We start from the raw sequence: 26984 nt of genomic DNA, 5'->3' as shown, positions 1-26984 counted from the left end.
TGCGTGCTAGACTCGCACACGTTTTGAGCGTTCGTCCAGCCACCCTTCACATGCAGATCGACACCCCATGAATCCCGCCCCCTTCCTCCCCATGTCCCGCGCCGAGATGGATCAGCTCGGCTGGGAAAACTGCGACGTCATCCTGGTTACCGGGGATGCCTACATCGACCACCCCGCCTTCGGCATGGCGTTGATCGGTCGTTTGCTCGAATCCTTGGGGCTTAAGGTGGGGATCATCGCCCAGCCCGATTGGAACACGGTGGCCGACTTCCAAAAACTGGGACGCCCCAACCTCTTCTTCGGGGTGACGGCGGGGAACATGGATTCGATGGTCAACCGCTACACCGCCAACCGAAAAATCCGCTCCGACGACGCCTACTCCCCCGGCGGGCAGGGGGGCAAACGGCCCGACCGAGCCAGCATCGTCTACAGTCAGCGCTGCCGCGAGGCCTTCAAGGGGGTGCCGATTGTGTTGGGGGGGATCGAGGCCAGCCTGCGCCGCATCGCCCACTACGATTATTGGTCCGACACGGTACGCCGCTCGATTTTGCTCGACGCCAAGGGGGATTTACTGCTGTACGGCAACGCCGAGGCAGCGCTAACCGAATTGGTGACCCGGCTGCAAGCGGGGGAGGCCATCGGCGACATCGGCAATGTTCGGGGGACGGCGCGGTTGTTGCCGAAAAACACGCCGCTCCCTGAGCATGTTGCTCTGCCCCCCTTTGAAGCGGTGCGGGACGACCCAGCCACCTTCGCCCAGGCCGACCACCTTTTCCACCGCGAAACCAACCCCTTCAACGCCCGCCCCCTGGCCCAGCGCCACGGGGAGCGGATCGTCTGGATCAACCCCCCACCGCTGCCGCTGGAAACTACGGCAATGGACCGCCTTTACGCCCTGCCCTTCGCCCGCCGCCCCCACCCCAGTTACGGCCAGGCCCACATCCCCGCCTACGAAATGATCAAGTTTTCGATCGCCATCCAACGGGGTTGCTTCGGCGGATGCACCTTTTGTTCGATCACCGAGCACGAGGGGCGGATCATTCAGAACCGTTCCCAGGGGTCGATTGTGCGCGAGGTCGAGGAGATACGGGCCAAAACGCCGGGCTACACGGGGTACATCAGTGACCTGGGGGGACCGACCGCCAACATGTACCGGTTGCACTGCTCCGACCCCAAGATCGAGGCTGCCTGCCGCCGCCCCGCCTGCGTGCATCCCGACATCTGCGAGCACCTCAACACCGACCACACCCCCCTGATCGAGCTTTACCGGGCGGTGCGAGCCATCCCCCATGTGCACACCGTGACCATCGGCAGCGGGGTGCGCTACGACCTGGCGTTACGTAGTCCCGAGTATGTCGAGGAGTTGGTGCGCCACCATGTGGGGGGGTATCTGAAGGTAGCGCCCGAACACACCGAGAAGGGGGTGCTCGACTGCATGCTCAAGCCGGGAATCGAGGTCTTCGACCGCTTCGACACCCTGTTCAAGCGGTTGTCGAAAAAGGGGGGCAAGGAGCAATACCTGATTCCCTATTTCATCGCCGGACACCCCGGCACCACCGACACCGACATGGTCAACCTGGCGGTGTGGCTCAAACGGCATCGCTACCGGGTCGACCAGGTGCAAACGTTTTTGCCATCACCCATGGCCATTGCCACCGCCATGTACCACACCGGACGCAACACCCTGAAAAAGAGCCTGCCCCCGGTCGAAATCCCCAAACGGGCCGGGCAACGGGCGCTGCATAAGGCGCTGCTGCGTTACCACGACCCCAAGAATTGGCCGTTGATTCGGGGGGCGCTACTCAAGATGGGGAGGAAGGATTTGATCGGGGTGGGGAGGGGGGCGTTGGTGCCGCCGGGGGTGGCGCTGCGGGGGGGATCCCCATCGCGTCCCAGCGGCGGCGGATCTGCGGGGCGCGACACCAGCCGCGCTCTGGCGCCACGGGGCAGGCGGCCCGGCACAGCGGCGAAGGGAGGGCGGGGGCGCGATTAAGCGACGGTCTGCGGCGAAGTGAGAAGCCGGCTCTCTGGTACCAGCTTTTGCAGGTGTTCCCGCAGCATCGCCTCGTTCTGCGACCGTCCGACCTCCTCCAGTGTGGCTAGTTCGGCCAACAACCAGTTCCAATCGACCCGCCGTGCCGCCGCCAACAACAATTTGGGATGGTTGGTCCCCTGCAACGCTTCGGTCTCGTGGAAGAGCTCCTCGAAGAGCTTCTCGCCGGGGCGCAGGCCGGTATGGACGATCTCGATGTCGCGACCCGGTTCCTTGCCCGACAAACGGATCATCTGCTCGGCCAGATCCTGAATCCTCACCGGCTCCCCCATGTCGAGCACGAAGATCTCCCCCCTCGATCCCATGCTCCCAGCTTGCAGGATCAATCCCACCGCCTCGGGAATCGTCATGAAATAGCGGGTGATTTCGGGGTGGGTCACGGTCACCGGCCCCCCATTGGCGATCTGCTCCTGGAACAGAGGGACAACCGAGCCGGCCGAACCAAGAACATTGCCAAACCGGGTGGTGATGAAGCGGGTTGTTGAACGCAATGCAAGATTCTGACAGTAGATCTCAGCCACCCGCTTGGTGGTCCCCATAACGTTGGTCGGGTTGACCGCCTTATCGGTGGAGACCAACACAAAACGTTCGGCCCCGTAGCGGTCGGCCAAATCGGCGATCACTTTGGTCCCCATGACGTTGTTGAAGACCCCCTCCTCCGGATTGGCTTCAACCATGGGGACGTGTTTGTAGGCTGCTGCGTGGAACACCACCTCGGGACGATGTTGCTCAAATGCCATCTGCGCCCGGTGGGGATCCCGAACATCCCCCAGGACGGGGACCAGATTCAGGCCGGGATGCAGGGCGCGGATCTCCCGTTCAATCTGGTAAAGGTTGAACTCCCCGTGTTCCAGGATGATGAGTTTTTCGGGGGCTCGCGCCGCGATTTGGCGGCACAACTCCGAACCGATGGAGCCCCCCCCGCCGGTGATCAGAACCCGTTTGCCCTTCAGGTAGGAGCCGATGGCCTGCATGTCGAGCAGAATGGGCTGACGCCCAAGGATGTCCTCGACGGTGAGCGGGCGCAGCTTGGAGACCTCGAACTTCCCATCGGCCATATCCCGCATGGAGGGGAGGATGCGGGCGGGGATGTGGGCCTGGCCGCAGGCCTCCACGACCTGCTCCAGCACCACCTTTTCGACGTCGTCGGCCGCAAATAAGACGACGTCGATGTGGTACGCACGGATCAGATCCAGGACCTGCTCCGGAACCCCCAAAACCCGAACCCCGAGCAACTCCCGCCCCTGCTTCTTGGGGTGACCGTCGATCAGGCCGACCAGCAGGTAGCCCCCTTGATGGCTCAAACCGCGGATCAGCGCCTCGGCCTCCCGCCCTGATCCCACCACCAACGCCCGCAACTCGCCCCGGCGCCGATGGTGCGAACGGCGGTCCTGAAGCCACCGATAGAGCGACCGCGGCCCCGCTAAACCCAACACCAGGAGCATCGGATAAAGCAGCAGGGCACTCCGTGGGATATCCACCATTCGGTAAATCTGCACGGCCGCCAATCCCAATACCAGGCTGCCCACCCCCACCGCCTGAACAATACGCATCAAATCGGGCATCGAGGCGAAACGCCAAATGCCCCGGTACAGGCCGAACCACCAAAACGTTGCCAATTGGATGGGAACAGCCAAACCAACAAGCGCCCACATCCGATCGAAGAAGAGATCGGGGATACTGCCAAGGTTGAAGCGCAACCAGTACGCTCCGATCAGGGCTGCAGGCACCCAGAACAGGTCGTGCAGGATGACCAACCATCGGCTTTTCAAAACCTTCATGGCCTCGATATCCACGTTTCAGTTGCCGCGAAGTTCTTGGCGGTGGGTGAGATAGGCGATCACGGCATACACGCCGCACCATCCCAACAACAATGCCCACAGGGCAAATATGCTCGACAACCATGCGGTTGCGGCGACCGCGCTGATCGTCCCCAAAGCCATGAGCCCGTACTCGGCCAGCACGGTACGGCGATGCCCCCAGCCCAATTGCACCCAGCGTTGATAATAGTGGCTGCGGTGCGGTCGCCAGACCTTCTCCCCCTGCATCAGTCTGCGCATCAAGGTCACGGTGGCATCGACCCAAAACGGCGCGAAGACCAGTAGAGGGGCCCACCAGGGGAACAGCCCCTCGGCAATGCCCAGCAAGGATAAGGCGGCGGCGCAGTATCCCATCGGGGTGGAGCCCACATCCCCCATGAAGATTTTGGCGGGGGGGAAATTCAACACGAGAAACCCGGCGTTGCCGGCCGCTACAACCCAACACACCCCTGCAAACCCGGGGGCATCTCCCAACATGCCGAGCACCCCCAAACTGCCGAACCCGAACACCCCCATCCCGCCGGCAAAACCATCCATGCCGTCCATGAAGTTGTACAAATTGATGACCCAGACGACGCCGAACCCCAATGCAATCTGAGCCGACAGAGTCGCAACGCCCCACCGGGCTTCCCAGACTTCCCCTATCCCCCCTCCCAACAACAACGCCGCCGCCACCCCATGCACGGCAAACCGGGACAGGGGAGAAAGCCCCCTGATGTCGTCGAGCAGGGAGACGACGGCAAGCAACACCACCCCAACGGCGGCGCCGACCAACCCAATCGGCCATTGCCCCCAAATCGCCAAGCCCCCCCAGCCGACTGCGCATCCGGCCAACACTCCGAGCCCCCCGCTGCGAGGGGTAGGGCGATCATGTAAGGAGCGTTCGTTGGGGTGATCGAGAATCTGCCAGTGCGCATCAGGACGGGCCAAGTACCAGCTCGTCCACAGGGAAACCGCCAGCGCCAGCGCCAGCGAAACGACCGTCGTCATGGCTGCCTCCCGGCCAGAGCCAACACGGCATCGGCCATTTGTTGCGCCAATCGGGCGCGACCGAATTTTGCGACGAATGCCGTGCGCGGGGTCGGTTTCAAGCTGAGTCGGGCAAACGCTTGCTCGGCCGCCTCCACGTCACATGGTGGAAACACCTCGGCATTGTCGAGTTCTTCGTCCACAAACCGGGCGGCATACCCTGCAACCCCGGCCCAGATGGGTTTTCCCATCGCTCCGTACTCGAATATTTTCGAGGGCAACACCTTTTCGAAGGCGTCGTAATCATTCAGATGCAGGAATAACACATCGGCAGTGCGATAGACCTCGACGAGTCGATCCCGGCTGATGGGAGGAAGTACCTCTACGTTGTCGACCCCCTCCTTGGCAAGAGCATCCAGCAGAGCCTGTCGTCTTCCCCCATCGCCGACAATTTTGAACACAACTTGCCGCCGCATCCGCTTGGCCAAAGCCGGCATGATCGCATGGAGTCCCTGTCCCTCGCCAAAATTGCCCGCATAGACGACTTCGACTCTGCCGTCCTCCCGTTGTGGGACGGGTAACGCCTTTTCCGACATGAATTCGTCGTCGATGCCGTTGGTAATGTAGGTGAATTCCTTGTTCGGATACCGGTTCTTGAAATACTCGGCAAACCCCCGCGAAATCAGGTTAACCTGCGTCGCAGTTGTAACAGCAAAGCGCTCCAGAACCGAGAAGAACGGCTTGAGCACAACCGCCCAATGTCGGGGCAGTACATCCTTGATGGTATCGACGAAGATGTCGCGGATATCAAGGTAGTAAGGAATGTGCCGTCGGCGTGCGATCCAAGCCCCCAAAACCGACGTCATCAGTCGGCCGGAGGTCACGAACACAAGGTCGTATTCCCGACCGCGCACATGGCGCAAAACCTGGCGTGCGAAGGTGGCGTAGGCCCTGGCCTGATCCAACATGCCGCTACTGTGACCGGGAAGGGCAATTCGTGTGATCGATACGCCCGGTAGCTGCTCCTGCAACGGAGCTTCGACGGAAAAACTGCTGTACCGGTTGGGACGCGTCGTGAGAACGTCGATGTGACCACTTTCCGGCATCCGCTCTCTTAAGGCGTCGATCACGGACGTCGCCCGGAAAGAGCCTGCGGATAGATCGGGCTTAAAGAAGAAACACAGTGCCAGTATTTTCAAACCGTCATCTCCATTGGATGCGGATCTGCAACTTGGGGCCACTCAACCGCGCCACCAGACACACATTGGGAATCGACGTCCCGAAGCGGGGATGCCAGGTTCCGGGCTCCACCCGCAACGCGCCCCCAACAACCCCGAAGTGCCCCTCCACGCCATCCGGTCCTTCGAAACGGACCTGCCCCGGCGCCGTTTCCGAAATGCGAATGGCGGGGTGCAGGTGAAACCGCGCCTCGGCCCAGCCGAATGCTCCGGTCACCTCGTCGTCAACCTCAAGCATTCCACGGCCCAAACGCCAGCGCCGACGATGCATGTTGTGCCCCGGCAACCGACGAAAACCATCATGGGAGGCCTCGACCTCCTGCATTTGGGCGTCGTCCCGTGTCGCCCCTACCGTCACTCGGGCCCGACGCGCCACCCTAAACCCGCCCCACACCTCGGACGAGTCGGCCCCATCCACCACGACGGTACTATGGGCAGCGGTGCCGCGTTGGCGCTGACGCTCGGGGCCGGTTCCATACAGCGAGGTGCCCGAATTCACGACGATCCGCTGCCCCGCCACCGAAAGTTCAAACGACAGGGCATCGGCATGGCCATGGCCCGGCAGATAGGAGGGGCCGATGGGGGCCACATCCAACAACGCGACGGCAGCGTCGTGCTGCAAGCGGATGTAACCACTGGCCTCCAAGTACGTGATCCCCGGCGGGGGCTCCTGGCTGGGGGCATAACCCAAACGGGCGGCATACCGCTCCAGGGTGTCGCGACGAGGAGCCCCATCGAATGCCCCGTCGTTGAAAAACGCGATCTCCCCGTCGGGATGGCACATGACGGCAAGCCACTGCCGCATGGCCCCGATCAAGCCGAAATTGATCGGCAAAGTGTTCCCGAACGTTCGGGCGACATTGGTCAAATCCAAGAGGTCTTCGAGGATGAGGCTGTGGTATTGCGGACTCAATTCGAAGTGGCCGCCATCGCCCAGGATCTGCTCGGGCAGCTCGTCGGCGAGGATCTCCAGCCCCCGCTCCAGCCACTGCCGCGCCTCGTCCCCCTCGAAAAACAACCCTGCAAAAACAAGCGCCTTAGCGTTGGCAAGCAGGTGGTTGCCCAGCAGATGAAATTCGAGTTGCCCGCACAAGAACCGCACCTGGACCGCGAGGCTAGCCAGCGCTTGCGCTGACAAATCCCCGCCGTCCAAGGTCCATTTGATCCAGTTCACGATGCGCACCGAGCTAGGGTAGGGCTCCCAACCGTTGCCCCGGCCGGTCGGGTTTTCCACCACCCAGCGTTCGATCAGTTGCCGGTGCCATTCGGCCCGCTCCCACCCCCCTTCGGCGTTGAGATCGTCGAAGTAGTGCAGGTTGTACAACCACAGTTTTTCGGCGGCCGGATCGTTCCATTCCCCCAGGGTGCGAATGCTTCTGGTCTCACCCAAAAACCGGAAGGTGTCGGCCGCCGACATGCTGGCTGGACGGCGACAAGGCGCCTGCCACGAGGTCACAGGCGCTCTGCGCGCAGGGGGGGGACTGAGGTCGGGAGGGGGGCGACGGAACTTGATGGCAATGCGCCCGAAAATTTGGATCGGGCGCAAATACCGCAGCGTATGGAAATACAGAGCCAACTTCACCGGCGGGCTGCCTCGGCGATTTCGACGGAGACCTTGGCGACCTCCCAAATCTGCTCCAGCGCAATGGGGCCCTCCCCACCCTCGGTGATCGACTTGAGGAAGGCGGCCACGCAGGCCTCTTGCCCCTTGTCCTGAGCCCAAAGCTTTTGCTTTTTAAAGCCGGGCCAGCCATAGCCGCGCAGTTCGCGGTAGTTGTCCAGTTGCAGCACGGCATCGCCCGCAAACACCTCAAACCGCTCCTTGGGGAATTTCTTCCCGCCGTTGGCCAGATAGTGAATGGTCCCGATGGAACCATCCTCGAAGCGCAGCGTGATGGTGGCCTTGTCGTCGACAATCTCCATCGCCGGATTGCGCCCCATGGTCATGACATGAGCCTCGACGAGGGGGCTACCGGCCAGATCGCGCACCAAATCGATGAAGTGACAGGCCTCCCCCACCAAGCGACCGCCGCCGGACTCGATGTTCTGGGCCCAATGGTCGGCGGGGATGTTGCCGGCATTGCAGGTGTAGACAAAGACCTTGGGTACCCGCACCGTCTTGAGCAGCGAGCGCATGGTCTCGACCAAGGGGGAGAAACGGCGGTTGAAACCGACCATCAGCACCGGCATGGGGGCGCCACTCTCGGCCCGACGGTTCCACGCTGCCTGGATTTTCTCCAGTTCATCCAGACGCAGTGCCAACGGCTTTTCGACGAAAACGTGTTTGCCCGCTTCGATCGCCCGGACGACGAAATGGGCATGGGAGTCGTGCCGGGTGGCGACGACGACGGTGTTGATCGAGATGTCGTCGAAGATCTGGGCCGTATCGGTCGATACCGATTCGAACCCCATCTTCCGTCCCATGTTGGCGCCGTCGGAGCCGCCGCTGGTCACCACCGCGCCGAATTGGGCTCCCGCCTTTTGGAAGGTGGGCACCAACATCCGCGAAGCGTAATTGCCCGCCCCCAAGACGCCGATCTTCACCTGACCGGTCGCAACCTTTTGTCGGGGAGGCGTGAGCACAATCGTCCGCTCCAGGGCCGCCTCGGAATCGCCGTAGGTCATCACGATCCCGAGAGCGCCGCGATCCTCGGTCAGGGTGGCATAGGCGCGAACGGCATCGTCGAAGGCGAAACGCTGCAAAATCAGGGGATTCACGTCGACCGCCCCCCTGGCCATCAACCCCAGGACCGCCTCGAAATTGCGTTGCTCGGTCCAACGCACGAAGCCGATGGGATAATCGTTCCCCTCCTGCTCGTAAAAGGGGTCGTAACGGCCCGGACCATAGGAGCACGACACCTGGAAGGTCAGCTCCTTTTCGAAAAACTCGGAGCGGTTGAGCTCCAGACCGGTCACCCCCACCAGCACGATCCGTCCCCGCTTGCGCGACATCTGCGCCGCTTGGCTGACCGGCTCGTTGGACTTGGTCGCCGCCGTGATCAACACCGCGTCGATCCCCCGTCCTTGCGAGAAGGCCATCCCGGCGGCAACCGGATCCTCCCCCTTGGCCGGATTGACGGTTACGGCCCCAAAGCGGCGGGCCATTTCGAGCTTGCCCTCGTCCAGGTCGATTCCCAACACCTGGCAACCCTGGGCCCGCAGCAACTGCACCGTGACCAACCCGATCAGCCCCAAGCCGACCACCGCCACCCGCTCACCGAGCTCGGGCTTGGCCAAACGGATCCCTTGCAGGGCGATGGCGGCGAGCACAGTGAAGGCGGCCGCCTCGGCGTCGACCCCATCGGGAATCTTCGCACACAGGTTTTTAGGAACCCGGACGATCTCGGCGTGATTGCCGTTGGAGGCGACCCTGTCGCCCACGGCGAACTCAGTCACCCCCTCGCCAACTCCGATCACCACCCCAGCATTGCAATAACCCAAGGGGATGGGTTGCCCCAGCTTGCTCTGTACTGCGTCCAAGGTGGCGAACAGGCCGTCGGTGACGACCTTGTCGAGCACCTGTTTCACCTTTTCGGGCTGCTGGCGGGCCTTGTCGATCAGGGAGGCCTTACCAAAATCGACCAGCATCCGCTCGGTTCCCGCCGAAATCAGGCTGGCCTGAGTACGGATCAGCACCTGCCCCCGCCCCACAGTGGGACAGGGAACTTCGGCCAGCTCGGTCTCACCGCTCTTGAGGTTCTGCAAAATCTGCTTCATCAAAAACTCCATAATAACGGCTTATGCCGAAAGGGTAGCGCCGCAAAAATCGAGGACTTGCCGGTTCGCGGTGTCGAGTCCCACGAACTGCTTGTGTTTGACCAGGAAGACCACCAGATCGGCCTCGGCCACCCCGCCGGTCAGCGGCCGTAGCTCAAGTTCAGGATGGAATTCGATGTTCGGCTCGACGGCGAGAACATCAAAGTTCTCCCCCTGCAAAGCCAGGGCAACAGCCAGGGCGGGGGATTCACGCAGGTCGTCGATGTCGGGTTTGAAGGCCAGTCCCATGCAGGCGATGCGGGCTGGACGTCCGTGCTCGATCTGGAATTTCAACGCCGCGTTCTTGACCTTCTCGATCACCCAGCGGTTTTTGTAGTTGTTCACTTCGCGGGCGGTGCGGATCAGGTTCGAATGGACCGGATCCTTGGCCACGATGAACCAGGGATCGACGGCGATGCAGTGGCCGCCAACGCCACAGCCAGGCTGCAAGATGTTGACCCGGGGGTGGCGGTTGGCGAAGCGGATCAGCTCGTTGACGTCGATCCCCAGCCCGTCGCACAACATCGACAGCTCGTTGGCGAACGCAATGCCAACATCGCGGGAGCTGTTCTCCACCAGCTTGCACATCTCCGCCGTCCGAGCGGTGGTCTTGAGGACCTCCCCCTGCACGAAGGTCTTGTAAAACGCCGCCGTCAGCTCGGTCGCCTCGGGGGTCAGCCCCCCCACCACCCGGTCGTTTTCGATCAGCTCGATCATGATCCGCCCCGGCAGTACCCGCTCGGGGCAATAGCTGAAGTGCAGCATGGCGACGTCGATCCCGCACCCCGCCAGAACGTCTCGGATCGTCTCGGTCGTCCCCACCGGCGAGGTCGACTCCAAAATAATCAGGTTGCCGGGCTGTACGAAGTCGGCAATCCCTCTGGCAGCCGCCTCGACGTAACTCAGGTCGGGCTGGGGGATGGGGTTGTCGTCGTGCAGAAAGGGGGTGGGGACGCAAATCATGAAGATGTCGGCCAACACCGGGGTCAGCGCCGCCTTCAGTCGTCCCGAGGCCACCGCCGAATGGACGAAGGTATCGAGGTCGGGCTCGACGATGTGGATCTTGCCCTGGTTGATGATCTCGACCGCATGCGGATTGACGTCGACGCCGTGCACGCTGTAACCGGCATTGGCCAAAAGCGCCGCCGTCGGCAGACCGATGTAGCCCAGACCGACGACACAGACCCGTTGACTTTTCAACATTGAAACCTCACGCAGAAACCGTCTTGCGATTGAAATAATTCAGGGTTTTTTTGGTTTTTCTTTTACCGAGGATGTGGGTGGGAGTTTCTACGTAACGGTGGATGGTCCATCCTACCAATAACGCCGTTGTGGTTTGAATAAACAATGCCAGCTCTGGAGGAACCCCGCCCCCGATCATCATCCTCATACCTACGTAACCCATGGCGGCATGGCTGACATAAAGTGGATAACTGATGTTGGCAAAGAAATCGAAAAAACGATTTGATTGAATACGTTCGCGCCCCAAATACATAGCGGCGAACACGATCAGTGCAAGTAAATAGTTGAACCGCAATTCAGGGACACTACATACGGCAAAAACCAGATAACTTGCCACCGCCATCCCTACAAGTTCTCGATTTTTATACACGCCACGGTAATGAAGGGCGAAAGCAACCCCTGCAAGCATGAAAACGATGTATTTTGGCGCAAAAAGAATGGCCTCCAGTAAGGGATGGGTCTGGCCGAACAACATTTCGATTATCGCCAATAACGACAACCCTACGAAGAGGGCAAAACGCCCATACAAAATCGAGGCTGAAAACATCACACACAATGCATAGAACTTGATTTCTATGCCCAACGTCCAAACGACGCCATCACCGAGCAAGTCCATCAAAGTCACCAGCTGAACAACCACTTTTAAGAAGTCGGGATGATAGCCGATTCCAGTGGCAATACCTGCGATATAGAAGGCCATTATGGTGATGGACAAACCAATCAAATAGGTAGGCCAAATACGAAATACACGTCCAGTTATAAAAGCCGTTTTCCAGTGTTCATATTCGCTAAGTCTCGCGACCATTAGCGCAATAGCGAACCCGCTGATTAGAAAAAAAAGTGCGACCCAGAAGGGACCGTAATTAAACATCGGAATATAGAACCTTACGGCATCCCAGTAGGGCAAAGGGCTTTCGGCCAGGGGTTCAAACCCTGCGTACCCACCCCGTAACAAGTTAAATACCCCGATGTAATGCGCGATCAGCACACTCAGGCTTGCCACACCTCTTAGAATATTAGCAAACGATTCCCTCTCCATATTGGCGTTCATAAGAACGCGCCCGTCAAAACCTCGCCGATGCGCTGCGCCGCCTTTCCGTCGCCGTACGGGTTATGGGCGTACGCCATCGCCCGATAGGCCTGCCCGTCATCAAGCAAACGTTCGGTTTCGCGCACGATCACCTCGGCGTCGGTCCCCACCAGTTTCACCGTCCCCGCTGCAACCGCCTCGGGTCGTTCGGTGGTGTCACGCATGACCAACACCGGCTTGCCCAGCGAGGGGGCCTCCTCTTGAACGCCACCGGAGTCGGTGACGATAAGGTGCGCCCGGTTCATCAGGTAGACGAAGGGTAGATAGTCCAACGGCTCGATCAGATGGATGTTGGAGCGCGCCCCCAGCAGGCGGCGCACCGGCTCCTGCACGTTGGGATTAAGGTGGACCGGATACACCAGCTCCACATCCTCCCGCTCGGCCAGCCTTGCCAGCGCGGCGCAAATACGCTCGAACCCCGCCCCGAAATTCTCGCGCCGATGGCCGGTGATCAAGATGGTCCGTTTGGCGGGATCAAGGAAAGCGAACCGCCCATCAAGATCGGCACGCAGCCCCTCATTGGCCTCGATCATCGCCACCACGTCGAGCAGAGCGTCGATCACCGTATTGCCGGTGACGTATACCTCGTGCGCCGGGACCGCCTCGCGCAGCAGATTGTCGCGTGAGGTCGAGGTCGGCGCGAAGTGAAACGTCGCCAGCGACCCGGTCAGCTTGCGGTTCATCTCCTCGGGCCAGGGGGAGTAACGGTTACCGGTCCGCAGCCCCGCCTCGACATGGGCGACCGCAATCCGCTGGTAGTAGGCGGCCAGACCGGCGGCAAAGGTGGTGGTCGTATCGCCGTGCACCAGCAAAACATCCGGCTGAAACTCGGCCAACACCACCCGTAATCCCAGCAGTACATGGGCTGTGATGTCGGTCAGATCCTGCCCCGGTTTCATCAGGTCGAGGTCGTACTCGGGGACGATGCCGAACAGGTTCAAAACCTGATCGAGCATCTGCCGGTGCTGAGCGGTGACGCACACCCGGACCTCTCCGGCAAACGACTCCTTCATCCGGCGCACAACCGGCGCCATCTTGATGGCCTCGGGGCGGGTCCCGAACACAATCAGCGCTTTTTTCATGGGGTTACGGTTTCATCCAAAAAGATGCGACACCACAGCTCGATGCACATCAGAGAGAAAATGGTGTAGCTGGCGTCGACCCTTCCTTGGGCATCCTCCTTGACCAGCGCCGCCACCTCGTCTGGATCGAAGATCCCCCGGCTGCGTATCGCCTCACGGGAAAGAAGGTCGCGCTGCAACGGCTGAAGCTGACTTTCGCCGCGCAACCAAGTGCGCAGCGGGGCGCCGAACCCGGTCTTGGGGCGGTAGATCACGTCATGGGGCAGATGAGGTTCCATCGCTTTCTTGAAGATCCATTTCCCCTCCCGACCCCGCTGCTTGAACGCCACAGGCAAACGAGTGGCGAGCGCCACGAGATCGGGATCAAGCAAGGGGACCCGGACCTCGACCCCCATTGCCATCCCCATCTTGTCGGTGTAGTTGAGGTTGTGGTCGGCCAGGAAGAATTTGCTTTCAAGAAAGAGCATCTTGTCGAGCCGGTCGCGATGCGCAGGGACCCGGCCGAGGGCCTGGACCAACGGGTCGGCGGGCGAGGTGTCGCGCAGCTGGGCCCGGACCTCGGGGGCGAGCAAACGCTGCAACCGTTCGGGACGCCCCCAGAAGAAGTAGCTGGCCAGCCGCTCGTCGGTGGGCAGGTCGGCGTACTCAAAGGCCTTGCGCAGGCGGCGCAGCGCGGGATGTCCCGTCGGCAAACGATGCGCCCCGGCGGCGAGCATCCTGCGGCTCCAGCGGGGCAGCCCCTGCCAATAACGTTCCTGTTGCAGGGCAAAATGGCGGCGGTAACCGCTGAAAATATCGTCCCCCCCCGCCCCCGACAGCAGCACCTTGATGCCGTGTTCCCGCGCCAATTTCGAGATGAACAGCGCGTTGAGGGGGGCCGGATCGGCCTGCGGTTCGTCCAGATGGTAAAGCATCTGCGCCAGGTGGCCGGTGATTTCGGGGCCCACCTCGATGGTGTGCAGATCAACCCCCAGGTGGCGGGCCACCCGCTGGGCGTAAGGGAGGTCGTCCGCGAACCCCTCCTGCCCCCCCCCCTTGAGCGCGATGGTGAAACACTGAAGCCTGACCTCGGGCTCGACCTGACGGGCGAAGGCGACCACCGCGCTCGAATCGAGCCCCCCCGACAGGAAGGCTCCTACCGGTACGTCGGCGACCATCTGCCGCGTCACGGCAGTGCGCACCGACTCCTCGACCCGTCGGGCGGCCTCCTCGGCCGACCATGGCTCAATCGCCTGATCGTAGGGGAGCTCGTAATACTGCCACTGCCGCTCGATCTTACCGTCGCGAATCGACATGGCATGGCCAGGTAACACCTTTTTCACCCCGGCCAGAATGGTTCGCGGCGCCGGACACCATAGGTAGGTCAGGTATTGCCACACCGCCTGGGGATCGATGCTGCGTTCAACCTCGGGATGGACCAGCAGCGCCTTCAATTCGCTGGCGAACACCACTCCGGCGTTGGTCTGGGCGTAATAGAGGGGCTTAACCCCCATCCCGTCGCGAACCAGCAACAGCGTTTGCGACCGCCCGTCCCAAATGGCAAAGGCAAATACCCCGTTGAGCAACGGCAGCATCGCCTCGCCCCGGGCCAGGTACAGATGCAACAACACCTCGGTGTCAGAATGGCCCCGGAAGGTGTGCCCCCCCGACTCCAACTCGCTGCGCAGCTCACGAAAGTTGTAGATCTCGCCGTTGAAGACGATGGCCACCTGCCCCGAGGCATCGAGCATCGGCTGATGCCCCGTCGCCGACAGGTCGATGATCGACAAACGGCGGTGGGCCAGACCGATCCCCTGTTCGGACCGATGGAAATACCCCGCGTCGTCGGGGCCGCGATGAACGATCTTCTGCCCCATAAGTCGCAGGGAGGACTCGGGAAAACGGCCCGAAAAACCGGCTATGCCGCACACGGTGTCGTCCCCCTGGCCTCTGGATGGCGCATCAAAACAGTGGTGGGCATCAGCGGTGCTCCAGCGAGGCGAGAATCCGCTGCAACTGCCTACGCCGGGCCTCGACCGTGAAGCGCTCCAGACGCTCCAGCCCCGTGCGGCGCATCGCCTCGAAATAGGAGGGATCGTCGGCCAAGCGGGCCAAACCCTCCGCCCACTCCTGCTGCGTTTGACCGTAGATGACGCTGTCGCCGTTGATTTCGAGGATGCACGGCTCGGGCGAGGTCACCACAGGGGTGCCGCACCCTTTGGCCTCCAGGATCGCCAATCCAAACCCTTCGCAGGTCGAGGGCTGAAGGTAGGCCTTTGCTGCACGCAAGAAGGCGATTTTGTCTTGGTGCGAAACCCGGCCGTGCAGCACCACCTTGTCCTCGACGCCGCATTCCCGGCTGCGCTGGCGTACATCCTCCACCGCGTCACCAAACGAGCCGCAGATCTGGTAGGTGTAGGTCGGATGACTTTTCGAGAACAGGGCGAACGCCTCGATCGATTCCAGTAGCAGCTTGCGAGCGACGTTCTCCTTGGTCAGATGGGTAATCGTCACGACCGTGTCGGTTTTGGGGACCTCTGCATCGGGGGAATAGACCTTGGTGTCGACCGCGCAGTAGGCGATCTCGGGGCCCGGAGCCTCGAACGATCCCAACTTCTTGAAATCGGTGTTGGAGATGAACAGGTTGCGGTCGGCAAGCTTCATGGCCAATTCCATCAGGATGCGTTTGTGAAACGGCCAATCTGCCAGGCTACCGCAGTTGGTGGTGTGAACCGCCCCCGTCATCACGGCTGGACGCCCCTTGAGTTTGGCCAGCAAGGTTGGGAACACCCCATAACCGAACCACCAGATGTAGTACAGATCGCACCGGGTGCGCAGCAACTCCCCGAAGGTGTTCACGCAAACCACCTCGTGCCCCAAGGCACGCAGTGCGTCGATGTCGACCTTGTAAAACTCGACAACTTCGAAGAGTGCTTTGTCGCGTACCCGGGCAAAAAAACAGATTTTCATGCTCATTCTATGCAAGTCTTTATTGAATTATCTGACATCTAATCCTGATGGCTTTTTTCTTGCTTTGCTGCCCCCAGAAAAGGACGTCGGGGCCCTACGAGACAAACGGCCCTGTAAGCAAGAAAGCCTACGACGCACGCCACAGAATAACTTCCCCCTAAAAGAATCAGTGGTGGAATCCCTGCTTCAGATAGCGGAAAAGACAATGCCACCCAAACCGCAATAAACCCTGCTCCCATTGCCCTCTTGTCTTCGGAGGTACTCCAGTGCGAGACACCCCTGACGAGCCGTCCCTCGATATATGCCAATCCGGCGCCAAGGAGCAACATCCCAAACCAGGCCCCAAACAATCCATAATCAATCAACAAATACCCGAATGGATTAATAGCAAATGATGTTCCATAAGGCTCGATTGCATGTACATAAAAATACACCTCTTGCGAAGCGACGGGAGGTTTGTCTTTCCATAATGCGTGCGGGATCCAGAGATAGAGGGTTTGAAAATGGTAATACCCCTCCATTGTCTCCATTCGCCCCGACAACACCTCATCTGTAGCGGCGAGATAGGTGCGATGGATCCCACCTAAAAACCGGGCGTCCGTTGCAAGAATTATATTCCTTGCCAATCCATCAATGGCAACATCCCCCATCTGCCCCCCCGACCGGGTTACCACCCGAGCCCCTATCAGGGTGATCATGATCAGTACAATAGCCACCCCTTTGACAGAGAATATTTCACGCACAACTGCGGCACGAAGTCGGACTATTCCATAGCCATAAGCACAATACGCAAGGTACAATAATAAAGAAATTACTGCCTGGGCTTTTGAATAAGAAAACAATGACGCAACCAGGAAAACAACCATTGCCGGAATGATATTCAACCCAAAAAAGGCGCCTGCTCCAATCGGTATCAATGTGTTTGCAACGCCATACAACCCGTAGTACCCAACGGTTTCGGAGGGGGTTACGTACAAAAAACCGACTTTAGATGCAATAAACAAATCGACAGAAAATCCAACGACAAGCAGCGTCAGGCCCAGCGGCTTGGAAACACCGAAACCACACTGACCACCATAATGCACAACCCTGTCATTCTTCATCAAGTACCGACGAACCAATAAAAAACCAACGTCGGCGGCAAAAATCGCAATGCCAAGATACAGATTCCCATAAAGCCGGACATCGCTCGGAATATCCCTCAGATCGTTATAATTAGTTTGCGTATATGTCCAATAATCATCCGAGATGAAATCCCCAAAAACATGTGCAAACAAGAACAGCTTCAAAAAACCATAAATACCACCGCTGTAGCGCAGTGTCGCCGCAAGATAAACACACAACAACACCGTCACAATTGATTCCATGGTCAACCCTAATCAACCAGATCCCCACGCACATAAACGTTACTAGCGCGGCGAGTCCAATTCCCAATGGTAAGAAAAAATCTTAGCGCCTGACGGCTGATTTATTTGCATACAGGCGAAAAACAACCATGGCAGCAAACTCGGAAAGCAAACTCGCCACTATAACCCCCCACAACCCATAGACATGGCCCGAGAAAAGCGACAATACCACAATGGCAACGGCACAAATAATATTAATTCTGGCGCCAATCGCCGTTTGTGCTCTAACAAACAAAATATTTCCATTCAATGCGGCCAATGCCCGAATCGGAACGATCATTGCAACAATGGCAATGTACGGATAAACATCGGAAAACTTCCCCGAAAATTGCTGTGCCAACAATCCCAATCCTACCAGGGCCAGCGCAACAACCACACCGGAAAGCGCCACATAACGTTCATACTTTCGATGCTGGCCCAGCAACTCCTCAGGGGCGTTTTGTTGGATTTTCCCGTAGCGGGGCAACATGACCCCGACCAAACTGGAAGGCAGGATCATCGCCCCCGCAACCAGAAGCGTGCACATCCCATAGATTGCGATCTCGACCTGCGACGCTGCCAGGAAGGCAAAGATCAGGAAGGGGGCGTTGTCGATGGCGCTCCTAAAAATCAACGACGCTGAAACCGCCACCCCTTCGCGGCATACCTCTGCGATCTCACCCCATAACATGCGGTGCCGGGACAGCATCGGCCCGACGAAATAGATCCCCGCTAGGACAACCAAACCTTCCGCCACGTAGCGCGAAAATACCCAACCATCCATCTGCCAACGGTCGACCAACACCACCAACAGCCCCAAGGAGGCCGCCGAGGCGACGAACGTGGTGACCGAAATAAGCCCGAAGCGCTCTTTGCCGTAAAAATAGTTGAGCGCAGTGCGTCCAACGCTTGTCAGCACCACCACCCACACCAATGCGCCGAAATACTCCCCCACCGGCGTGGGGTGCAGCGCCACAACTGCCGCCCCCAGGCTCGCTACGATGAGGGCCGAAACCCCGGCAATCGTCATGTAGGAGGTCAACACCCTGCCCGTTTGCGCTGACTCGGTCGACTGCGACGCCAGCCGAACCACCAGCAGGGACATCCCCAGCGGCGCCACGGTCGCCAACACCTGCAAGGTCGCCTCGACGGTTCGAACCGTGGCGAAACCCTCGACCGTCAACATCCCAGCCAGAATCAACTGCCCGATGTAGGCCGCTCCCTGGATGCTGAACACCGACAACAGCATCCATAAAACATTTTTTTTCATGGCAACGACATGCCCGGCCAAGGTTGAAATAACTCTGTCACTTTCTGGCTGTCATCTTGAACTCGATCACCCACACGATGGCCCCCATAAAACGGGCTAAAAAAAACAGGGGGATCGTTAGCAGGGGGATACCGATCTTGAGGTAATAACGCATTCGAACGTAGGCATACTTGCGCTCGATCTTGAATCGGGCGTTGCTGTAGTAGGGGCGATCTTTGCACTCGGGAAAGTCGGGATCGAAGAAATTGAGGGTTCGCTCGCTGAACGATTTCTTGTGCGTGGGATCGGCCAGCATGTCGGGGGAGTTCCAGAATGGAACCCGGACAATCACCGTGGCACCAGGTTTTGAAATTCGGTGCAGCTCCTCCAATGTGCGAATGGTGTCGGGCAAATGTTCCAACACATTGATGAGGTGAATCTCGTCGAAGGTCGAGTCCTCGAACGGCCAAGGAAACGCTTCCAAATCGTGGACGACATTGACTCCCGGAAGTTGAACGACATCCAAATTGACAAAATCACTGCGAATATCTCGCCCGCACCCAACATTTAGTTTCGCCACCCTATTCACCACCCCTGTTTGCACAACGGCCCTCCCGCGAAGGTCGTCTCTAACCCACTTCGTCGCCCCGCTCCGGGAATACCTGTTTCAACCTTGCTTTTAGTTGGCCCTTCTCATGGCCCACTGGGCGCGTAGTGTAGTCAATCGCCCCGGGCATCGCACGGGATCCACGCCCGTAGCGAGATACGCCACGCTTGTTTCGGAGCAAAGCAACCCCCATGTTGAGATTTTCCATCACCGCTCCTTTGCGGCCCGGATTCTCGGCCTTGAGGGACATCTCCGCAAAATTGACGCCAATTTACATTCTGGCCGTTCTGGTCAGCCCCTCCTACTCCCCCACCTCCGGGCAATACTCATCAATCAACCTGCGCAAATCCTGGGTCTCCACCGGTTTGCCCAGAAAACCATCCATCCCGGCGTTCATGCTGCGCTGCCGGTCTTCACTCAGGGCGCTGGCACTCAAGGCGATGATGGGGGTGTGGATCCCGGTCCGCTCTTCGAGAATCCGCATCCGTTTGGTGGCTCTAAAACCGTCGATCCCCGGCATTTGCAAATCCATCAGCACCAGATCGAAGGGGCGCTCGGCGAAGCGGGTGCAGGCCTCCTCACCGTTGACCGCACTTTCAACCTCGACCCCCAGCTTTTGCAGTTGCATCGTCAAAACCTCGCGGCTGATCGGCTGATCCTCGACCAGCAACACCCGCAAATGGCGTCGCACCACCCCGCTGCGGTCGTCGGCGACCGGCTGGGAGGGAAGGATGCCGGCCAGGGTTCGACCAAACCCTCGCATGGGCACCCCGGCGGGCAAAACCGCCTCGATCCCCCCCTCCAGCAGATGCCAGGGCAGACGATCCCCCGGCCAGGGGGGAACAATCATCAGCACCGGAATGCTGGGATCTTTGCCTCCCCCCAGTCGCTCTTGCCGCCACTGCACCGGATCGCTAGGGACCGTCTCCTCCACCGCCACCACCGCATCGAATCCTTCGCTCGCCCCCTCCGAAAGGCAGTCGACCTCCCAGGCGCGCCAGGCCTGCTCCCCCTCGGCGCAGGCATCCCCCAACCGCAGGATGCGACGCCCCCCCAGGGCGTGACGCAGGTTTTCACCCTTGGGGGGCTCTTCGAGGGGGAGGCGCAGCCAAAAACATGCCCCCTCCCCCTCGCGGCTTTCGACTCCGATCTCCCCCCCCATCGCCTCGACCAACCGCCGCGAGATCGCCAGCCCCAACCCCGAGCCGCCGTGCAGCCTCGCAGCCTCCCCCGAAACCTGACTGAAGGGTTGAAACAGCAGGTGCTGCACCTGCTCGGAGATGCCGATGCCGGTATCGCACACCATCGACTTGATCCACCCCCCCTTTTCATCCTCTTCTCGCGTCAGGGAAATGTGGATCGCCCCCTCGGGGGTAAATTTGGCGGCATTACCAATCAAATTGCCGAGTACTTGGGCCAGCCGGTCCCGGTCGCCGAGCAGCTGCATGGGGATTTCGGGGTCGATGTAGATCCCGTAGCGCAACTTGGGACGGCGCGGGATCATCAGCCGGGCGCTTTCCCAGACCAGACGGCGGGGATCGAAGGGGGCTTCGACCAACTCGACCCCACGGTTTTCGAGGCGGGAGAAATCGAGAATATCGTCGAGGATGCGCCGCAAGGTGCGGGCGCTGGTCCCGATCGCCTCAATCTGGTGGCGCTGCTGGGCAGTCAGCTCGGTATCGAGAATCAACTCGGCCATCCCCAGCACCCCCATCAGCGGGGTGCGAATTTCATGGCTGACGTTGGCAACGAACTCCGATTTGAGCCGCCCCGACTCCTCGGCCTTTTGCAACGCCTGCCCCAGGTCGGTTCGGGTGTGCACCAGCTCGCCGATGTCGATCAGCGATCCGGATGCCCGTATCAACGATCCGCTCGGGTCGCGCTCGACCCGGCCCCGGTGCATCACCCAGAAGTAGTCGCCATCGGGATGACGCAGTCGGTGTTCCAGCGAAAACGGACCGCTCCCCAACCCCTCGCCGAAGATGTGGGCGATCACCGATTCCCGTTCGGCGGGGTGAAGCCACCCCTTCATCTCGTCGAAGGTCAACGGTTGGTTGCCCGAAATCCCCACCAATTCACGAAAGCTGGGGGAGACGAAGACCTCGCCGTGGGAGGACTGGGCATCCCACACCCCGATGCGCGAGCCATCGAGGCAGCGGGTCAGCCGCTCCTCGGCCAAACGGTGACCCTCTTCGGCGATGCGCCGCCGCTCCACCTCCCGGCCCAGCACCTGGTTGGCCTCTTGCAGGCGGCTGTGGTGGCGATCTCGGCTCCATTCGGTGAGTTGGGCGAACATGGCCACGAACAGATAACTGACCGCAAAATAGGTCAAGGTATCGTTGTCGAAGGCCAAGGTCATCAACCCCGCCTCGCGCAGCCCCACCATCGCCCCCACCAGCATCAGGAACCCCACGGTCCACACCCAGCCGCCGAATTTTCCTTTAAAAACGAAGGCGAACAGGGGGTAGGTGAAGAGCCAGAAGATCCCCGATTTTCCGATACCGCCATCGACCAGCAGCGTCAAATACAGGGGGATGATGACCAGCAAAATCAGGGTCTCGACCAGAATCTGGTTGCGACCGCTGCGAACCATGCGAATCAAGGGGTAAAAAAGCAGGGCCAGCGACAAATCGAACCAACCGATACGGGCGTACCCGGCGGGGAATTGGATCAGCCCCACCACCACCAGGATGACCACCGCCACCCACATGATGACCTCAAGGATGCGGCGGCGCTCGGCAGCACTTGCGTCGGGCATTGCCAACTGGGGGCCGTTCAGGCTCTCGGAGCCGAACCGTTTGAGGGTCTTGCGCAGACTGAAGTCCCGACTGTTCATGCCTGTTCTCCATGAGACCGATGCAACAAGGGGAGGGGCAGCTTGCCCGCCCCGCCGGGGCCAGGCAAGCCACGGGCGGGAACAACGCTCTTGTCTTGAGCAACGTCCCCAACCCTGGGTTATGCTCCCCACCCTTTGGCCCAAGCCGTCTCCCCAAACCGAACCTTTCCCCACCCATCCAGGGGCTCGATTCATGAAACCTTTTTGGCTTTTGGCCGCGATGGCCACCCTGCTGACCGCCCCCTTGGCCGCCCAGGCCGAGGATCACACCGGCCACACCATGCCCGGCATGAACCACGGCGCCGATCCCCATGCCAGCCATGGTCAGACCGGGATGTTCATGCGCACCGTTGAGGTCGATGGCATCGCTGTGACCTTTCATGTCATGCCGACCACCCCCGACATGGACCACGGCGGCACCCACAACCTGATGGTGAAGTTCGCCCAGGGGGGAGGCGAGGTGATGCCGACCGGCGCCAATTCCAAGGTGATCCACCCCGGCGACGTCGAGGAGTCCCACATGCTGATGAAAATGGGGGGGTGGTGGATGGCCGGATACGACCTGTCGGCGCAGGGCGCCCACCAAATCATGGTGCTCTTCATGACCGACGACGGCGCCAAACACTTCACCGGCATCTGGTACCCGAACGAGCCTTGAAGGCCGCAATGAGAAACCCCATGTTGAAACTGTACCGCCTGACCCTGACCCTGCTCGCCGCCTTGCTGGTGAGCGCCTGCTCCAGCGAGCCGAGCGCCCCCACGCCGAAGGGATCGACATCCGTCGCCCCTGCCGCGACCGGCCAATACATCGGCCTGCCGGTCGAGGGCAAACCCTTTCCCCGGTTGGTCTTGACCACCCTGGACGGCAAGCGGGTCGACTCGACCGCGCTCTTCAAGGGCAAGACGGTCATCCTGAACATCTGGGCCACCTGGTGCCCCCCCTGTCGAGAGGAGATGCCCGACCTGATTGCGCTTTCAAAGGCACTGCCCGAAGAACGCTTCGTGGTGGCGGGGCTGTCGGTCGACAACGACATCCGGCAACTGGCCGCCTACACCGGCCAAGCGGGGATCCCCTTCCCCCTGTTTCAAGATCCCAACGGTCGCGGCATCTCAGAACCGCTGCTCGGGGTGACCAAGTACCCCGAAACCTTCGTCATCAGCAAGGATGGGGTATTGCTGACCAAGGTGATCGGCGCCTACCCCTGGGGCGATCCCAAGGTGATCGAACTGCTGCGGCAGATCGACGCCACCGGGCAGCTGCCCGCCGAATAAAGAAACCCTCTTTCCATCGCCTACGCTCCTGAAACGCTCGCGCATCCTGCGCTCGCCGGGCATCTCCACAAGTTTTTGGGAAGCGCCGATTTATTCGGCGCTTCCGAGCAGCCCAGGGATGGGCTGCCAAAATGGCGCGCTGTCGTAGGAGGCGACCTAAGCATCAGACGCAATCGCGCCGAGGGCGGCGCTCCTACTTGTCGCATCAGGGCGCCTGCTTTTGGTTTTTGCCAGGCGTGCCGATTCAAGGCAGGATGCCTTGAATCGGCGTTTCCCTAAAGCTTGCGCGCACCCAGGGGAAACTTGCTGAAGTTCCTCGCCTCAACCTACCTTTGCCGTCCTCGAACCTTTCGATCCTTTGTGGATGCCATGACCCTGTCCCGTCTTCTGACCCCGCTGCTGTTGGCCCTGACGCTGTTGAGCGTCGGCGCGTCGGCGCACGCCTGCGGTCACGAAGGGATGGAGCAACCCCAGGCAGGGGCTGCATGCCCCGCCGACGGGATGCACCGCCAGGGGCATGAGAAGGCGGCCAAGCCCTTCTGCTGCAATGAGAATGAGGCACAAACCGGCAGCGCCGCCCCCCACGACCCCCACGGCTGCTGCATCGACCCGGCCCAAGGGGGACATCTGCCCACCGGGGCAGCGCCGGTCGACGGCGCTTGGCTCGACCTCGCCAGTCCCCTGCCGGTCGTGATGGCGCTCTTACCCCTGCCGCGCCCCGCCCCCCAAACCACCGTTTTCCCTACCTTGCGAACGCCGCCCCCCTCTTCTGGGGTGGGGTCTGCCCGCCTGATCTGTTGATTGCCTGATCCTCGCCCGGCCCGTGCCGGGGCGTTGTCGTGCGGTCCCATTCCACCGACCGATCAGGATGCACCCCATGTCGATCTTCCGTTGCCTCTGGCTTGTCGCGCTCGCCCTGCCCTGGGGTGCCCAGGCCCAGGATGCCCCCCTTTCCCTGAACCAAGCGGTCGCCCAGGCTCTGGCCCACAATCCCAATTTGGCAGCCATCGAGGCCCGCCTGACCGGGCTGCAAGCGGCGGTCGAACCTGCCGGGGTCCTGCCCGATCCCAAGGCGAGCCTGGGGGTGGTCAACATGCCCCCGAGCGCGCCGGGACTGGACCGCGACCCAATGACCCAGGTGGTGGTGGGGGTGACGCAGCCGCTCCCCTATCCCGGACGGCTCGATCTGCAACGGCAGATTGCCCAGGCCAAAGCGGCCGGGGGGCAGGCCCAACTGGCTGAAGCACGTCTTGCCCTGGCGCGGGAGGTCAAGCTGACCTGGTGGCATCTGGCCTACCTCGACCGGGCGCTGGCGCTGCACTGGCAAACCACCGAGGAGCTCAATCGGTTGGTGGAGGGGGCCGAGGCCCGCTACCGGGTCGGCAAGGGGTTCCAGGGCGATGTCTGGCTGGCGCGCTCCGAGCGGGCCAGGATCGACCCGACCATCGCGGCGCTCCAAGCGCAGCGCGCCGGCGCGCAGGCCCAGCTCGCCGCCCTGCTCGATCTGCCCCCAAACACCCCGATCATGTTGCCCGACAGGGATCTCCCCCCCCTGCCCGCCCACGTCGAACCCACCCCCCCGATGGCGAAAGCGCTGCAAGCCCGTCCCCTGCTGATGGCCGCCGCCGCCGAAATTGCTGGCGCGCGGGCGGGGGTGGGGTTGGCCGACAGCGCCTGGATCCCCACCTTCGATCTGGGGGCGAGCTACGGCATCCGCAGCGGCAACCGCCGCGATCTGGCCTCGATCACCCTCTCGGCGACCTTGCCGCTGCACGGCTCCAGCCGCCAGGTGCCCCTGCTCGACCAGGCCCGGTCGGAGCAAAGCGCCGCCGGGCACCGACGGCACCAAGCCGAAAACCGGGTGCGGGCCGAGGTGATCGCCCTGGTCGCCGAGCTCAATCGATACCTCGCCACCGTCGCCGACTACGACGAGCGCATCCTCCCCGCCGCCCAGGGAACAGTGACCGCGATGGAGGCGGCCTACGGGGTTGGCAAGGTCGATTTTCTCAACCTGGTCCGGGCCCGGCTGACGCAACTGAGCGACACCGTGATGGCGCTGCGTGCCCGCATCCTTGCATTCCAGGCCCAGGCGCGGCTCGACGCCGCCGTCGGCCAGGAGGTGACCCCATGAACGCGAAATCCTTACTGCTTGGGCTGGTCGCCGGGGGAATGGTCGGGGCCGGTGCGGGAGGGTGGCTTCTCCCCGCCCAACCCCAATCTTCCCAAGGGACACAAGCCGCAACGCCCGCCACGGTGCAACCGCAGCCCCTCTTTTATCGCAACCCCATGAATCCGGCGATCACCTCCCCCGTCCCGGCCCAGGACGAGATGGGAATGGACTACATCCCGGTCTATGCGGACTCGGAAGGGGGCGACCATCCGGTCGGGACGGTCACCATTAATCCGGTGGTGCGCCAAAACCTGGGCGTGCGTACCGCCCAGGCGCAGGTCGGGACAATCCACACCACCGTCGCCGCCTGGGGCAACGTGGTCCCCGACGAAAACCGGCTGACCCGGATCCACCCCCGCAGCGAGGGGTGGGTCCAGCGGCTATTCGTTTCGGAGACAGGCGAGAAGGTCGCCCCCGACGCCATGCTGCTGGCGTTCTACTCCCCCACCCAGATCGCCAGTCAAGAGGAGTATCTGCTGGCGCTGCGCCAAGAGGGGGCGACCAGCCCGGTGACCCAGGCGGCGCGGCGGCGGTTGGAGCTGCTCGGGGTGCCCCCCCACCAAATCAAAGAGATTGAGGCGGGGGGCGCCCCAAAAACCGCCCTGCATATTCATACCCCACAGGGCGGCCAGGTGCTCAAAATCGGGGTGCGCCCCGGCGGCTACGTCACCCCCGCGACCACCCTGTACGAGATCGCCGACCTGAGCCGGGTTTGGGTCGAGGGGGCGGTCTACGAGGACGACATCGAACAGGTGAAGGTAGGGGATCTGGCCGACATAGCCCTGCCCGCCCTGCCAGGGCAGATCTTGCACGGCACGGTCGCCTTCATCGCCCCGGTGGTCGAGGCGGCGACCCGCACCGCCCAGGTCCGGGTCGAGCTCGACAACCGCGACCTGCGTCTGCGCCCCGGCATGTACGCCCAACTCACCCTGAGAACCGCCCCTCGCCAGGGGGTGACGGTGCCACTGGAGGCAGTGGTCCGTTCCGGCAAGCACGACCGGGTTTTCATCGCCGCCGGCGAGGGACGCTTCGAGCCGCGCGAGGTGACGGTTGGGAGGATCGAAGATGGGCGGGCCGAGATTTTCAAAGGGCTCAAGGGGGGGGAGACGGTGGTGACCTCGGCGCAGTTTTTGATCGATTCGGAGTCGAGCCTGCGCGAGGCGGTGGCCAAGCGGATGGCGCCCCAGGTCGAGCAGGATGCGGGCGACCTCGACATGGGCGGGATGAGCCTGAAAGGGATGACGCTGCCGGGGGGCAGGCCATGAG

At 61.3% G+C, this 26984-nt stretch carries 21 protein-coding genes; 6 read left to right on the top strand and 15 right to left on the bottom strand.

Annotated features, from left to right (window positions below):
• Positions 1-67 precede the first annotated feature (67 nt).
• On the top strand, positions 68-1993 hold the full coding sequence (locus AUJ55_03840; GenBank protein ID OIO59181.1) for a YgiQ family radical SAM protein: 1926 nt from the start codon (positions 68-70) through the stop codon (positions 1991-1993).
• Here AUJ55_03840 and AUJ55_03835 read toward each other — a convergent pair.
• From AUJ55_03835 to AUJ55_03765, 15 genes are all read right to left on the bottom strand, one after another.
• Positions 1990-3834 (bottom strand): polysaccharide biosynthesis protein, encoded by a 1845-nt coding sequence (locus AUJ55_03835; protein OIO59180.1) that lies wholly within the window; start codon positions 3832-3834, stop codon positions 1990-1992. The two genes, AUJ55_03840 and AUJ55_03835, sit on opposite strands and share 4 nt — an antisense overlap.
• An 18-nt stretch (positions 3835-3852) precedes the next feature.
• Positions 3853-4863, bottom strand: a complete 1011-nt coding sequence (locus AUJ55_03830; GenBank protein ID OIO59179.1) for a hypothetical protein — start codon at positions 4861-4863, stop codon at positions 3853-3855.
• Positions 4860-6041, bottom strand: coding sequence for a glycosyltransferase WbuB (locus tag AUJ55_03825; protein ID OIO59178.1), 1182 nt, complete (start codon positions 6039-6041; stop codon positions 4860-4862). Before AUJ55_03825 ends, AUJ55_03830 begins: the two co-directional genes overlap by 4 nt.
• Positions 6042-6045: 4 nt before the next feature.
• Positions 6046-7662 (bottom strand): hypothetical protein, encoded by a 1617-nt coding sequence (locus AUJ55_03820; protein ID OIO59177.1) that lies wholly within the window; start codon positions 7660-7662, stop codon positions 6046-6048.
• The gene (locus AUJ55_03815; protein ID OIO59201.1) at positions 7659-9797 is read right to left on the bottom strand and encodes a dehydrogenase; all 2139 of its coding nucleotides are present in this window, start codon (positions 9795-9797) and stop codon (positions 7659-7661) included. Before AUJ55_03815 ends, AUJ55_03820 begins: the two co-directional genes overlap by 4 nt.
• A gap of 21 nt (positions 9798-9818) precedes the next feature.
• On the bottom strand, positions 9819-11039 hold the full coding sequence (locus tag AUJ55_03810) for a UDP-N-acetyl-D-mannosamine dehydrogenase (GenBank protein OIO59176.1): 1221 nt from the start codon (positions 11037-11039) through the stop codon (positions 9819-9821).
• Positions 11040-11046: 7 nt separating this feature from the next.
• A complete protein-coding gene (locus AUJ55_03805; GenBank protein OIO59175.1) occupies positions 11047-12117 on the bottom strand; it encodes a hypothetical protein in 1071 nt (356 codons plus the stop codon).
• Positions 12118-12125: 8 nt separating this feature from the next.
• A complete protein-coding gene (locus tag AUJ55_03800; protein OIO59174.1) occupies positions 12126-13250 on the bottom strand; it encodes a UDP-N-acetylglucosamine 2-epimerase in 1125 nt (374 codons plus the stop codon).
• Positions 13247-15160 (bottom strand): asparagine synthase (glutamine-hydrolyzing), encoded by a 1914-nt coding sequence (locus AUJ55_03795; protein ID OIO59173.1) that lies wholly within the window; start codon positions 15158-15160, stop codon positions 13247-13249. Before AUJ55_03795 ends, AUJ55_03800 begins: the two co-directional genes overlap by 4 nt.
• Positions 15161-15209: 49 nt before the next feature.
• Positions 15210-16199, bottom strand: a complete 990-nt coding sequence (locus tag AUJ55_03790) for a hypothetical protein (protein OIO59172.1) — start codon at positions 16197-16199, stop codon at positions 15210-15212.
• 38 nt (positions 16200-16237) lie between these two features.
• Positions 16238-17554, bottom strand: a complete 1317-nt coding sequence (locus AUJ55_03785; protein OIO59171.1) for a hypothetical protein — start codon at positions 17552-17554, stop codon at positions 16238-16240.
• Positions 17555-17648: 94 nt separating this feature from the next.
• On the bottom strand, positions 17649-18854 hold the full coding sequence (locus AUJ55_03780) for a hypothetical protein (protein OIO59170.1): 1206 nt from the start codon (positions 18852-18854) through the stop codon (positions 17649-17651).
• A gap of 37 nt (positions 18855-18891) precedes the next feature.
• Positions 18892-19437, bottom strand: a complete 546-nt coding sequence (locus AUJ55_03775; GenBank protein OIO59169.1) for a hypothetical protein — start codon at positions 19435-19437, stop codon at positions 18892-18894.
• Positions 19438-19462: 25 nt separating this feature from the next.
• Positions 19463-19648, bottom strand: a complete 186-nt coding sequence (locus AUJ55_03770) for a hypothetical protein (protein ID OIO59168.1) — start codon at positions 19646-19648, stop codon at positions 19463-19465.
• Between the two features lie 93 nt (positions 19649-19741).
• Positions 19742-22276, bottom strand: coding sequence for a hypothetical protein (locus AUJ55_03765; GenBank protein ID OIO59167.1), 2535 nt, complete (start codon positions 22274-22276; stop codon positions 19742-19744).
• A gap of 193 nt (positions 22277-22469) precedes the next feature.
• Between AUJ55_03765 and AUJ55_03760 the strand changes: the two genes are divergently transcribed.
• From AUJ55_03760 to AUJ55_03740, 5 genes are all read left to right on the top strand, one after another.
• Positions 22470-22934 carry a hypothetical protein gene (locus AUJ55_03760; GenBank protein ID OIO59166.1) on the top strand — a complete coding sequence of 155 codons (465 nt, stop codon included), beginning with the start codon at positions 22470-22472 and terminating at the stop codon, positions 22932-22934.
• A 20-nt stretch (positions 22935-22954) separates the two neighbouring features.
• Positions 22955-23548 carry a hypothetical protein gene (locus AUJ55_03755; GenBank protein ID OIO59165.1) on the top strand — a complete coding sequence of 198 codons (594 nt, stop codon included), beginning with the start codon at positions 22955-22957 and terminating at the stop codon, positions 23546-23548.
• 369 nt (positions 23549-23917) lie between these two features.
• Positions 23918-24349, top strand: a complete 432-nt coding sequence (locus AUJ55_03750) for a hypothetical protein (protein OIO59164.1) — start codon at positions 23918-23920, stop codon at positions 24347-24349.
• Positions 24350-24425: 76 nt separating this feature from the next.
• A complete protein-coding gene (locus AUJ55_03745; protein ID OIO59163.1) occupies positions 24426-25679 on the top strand; it encodes a hypothetical protein in 1254 nt (417 codons plus the stop codon).
• Positions 25676-26983 carry a hypothetical protein gene (locus AUJ55_03740; protein ID OIO59162.1) on the top strand — a complete coding sequence of 436 codons (1308 nt, stop codon included), beginning with the start codon at positions 25676-25678 and terminating at the stop codon, positions 26981-26983. Before AUJ55_03745 ends, AUJ55_03740 begins: the two co-directional genes overlap by 4 nt.
• Position 26984: the final 1 nt, after the last annotated feature.

The sequence above is a fragment of the Proteobacteria bacterium CG1_02_64_396 genome (assembly GCA_001872725.1).
Lineage (GTDB): Bacteria > Pseudomonadota > MNWR01 > CG1-02-64-396 > CG1-02-64-396 > CG1-02-64-396.
Note: the sequence above shows the minus strand (reverse complement) of the source record. Positions and strands in the feature narration are given on the sequence as shown.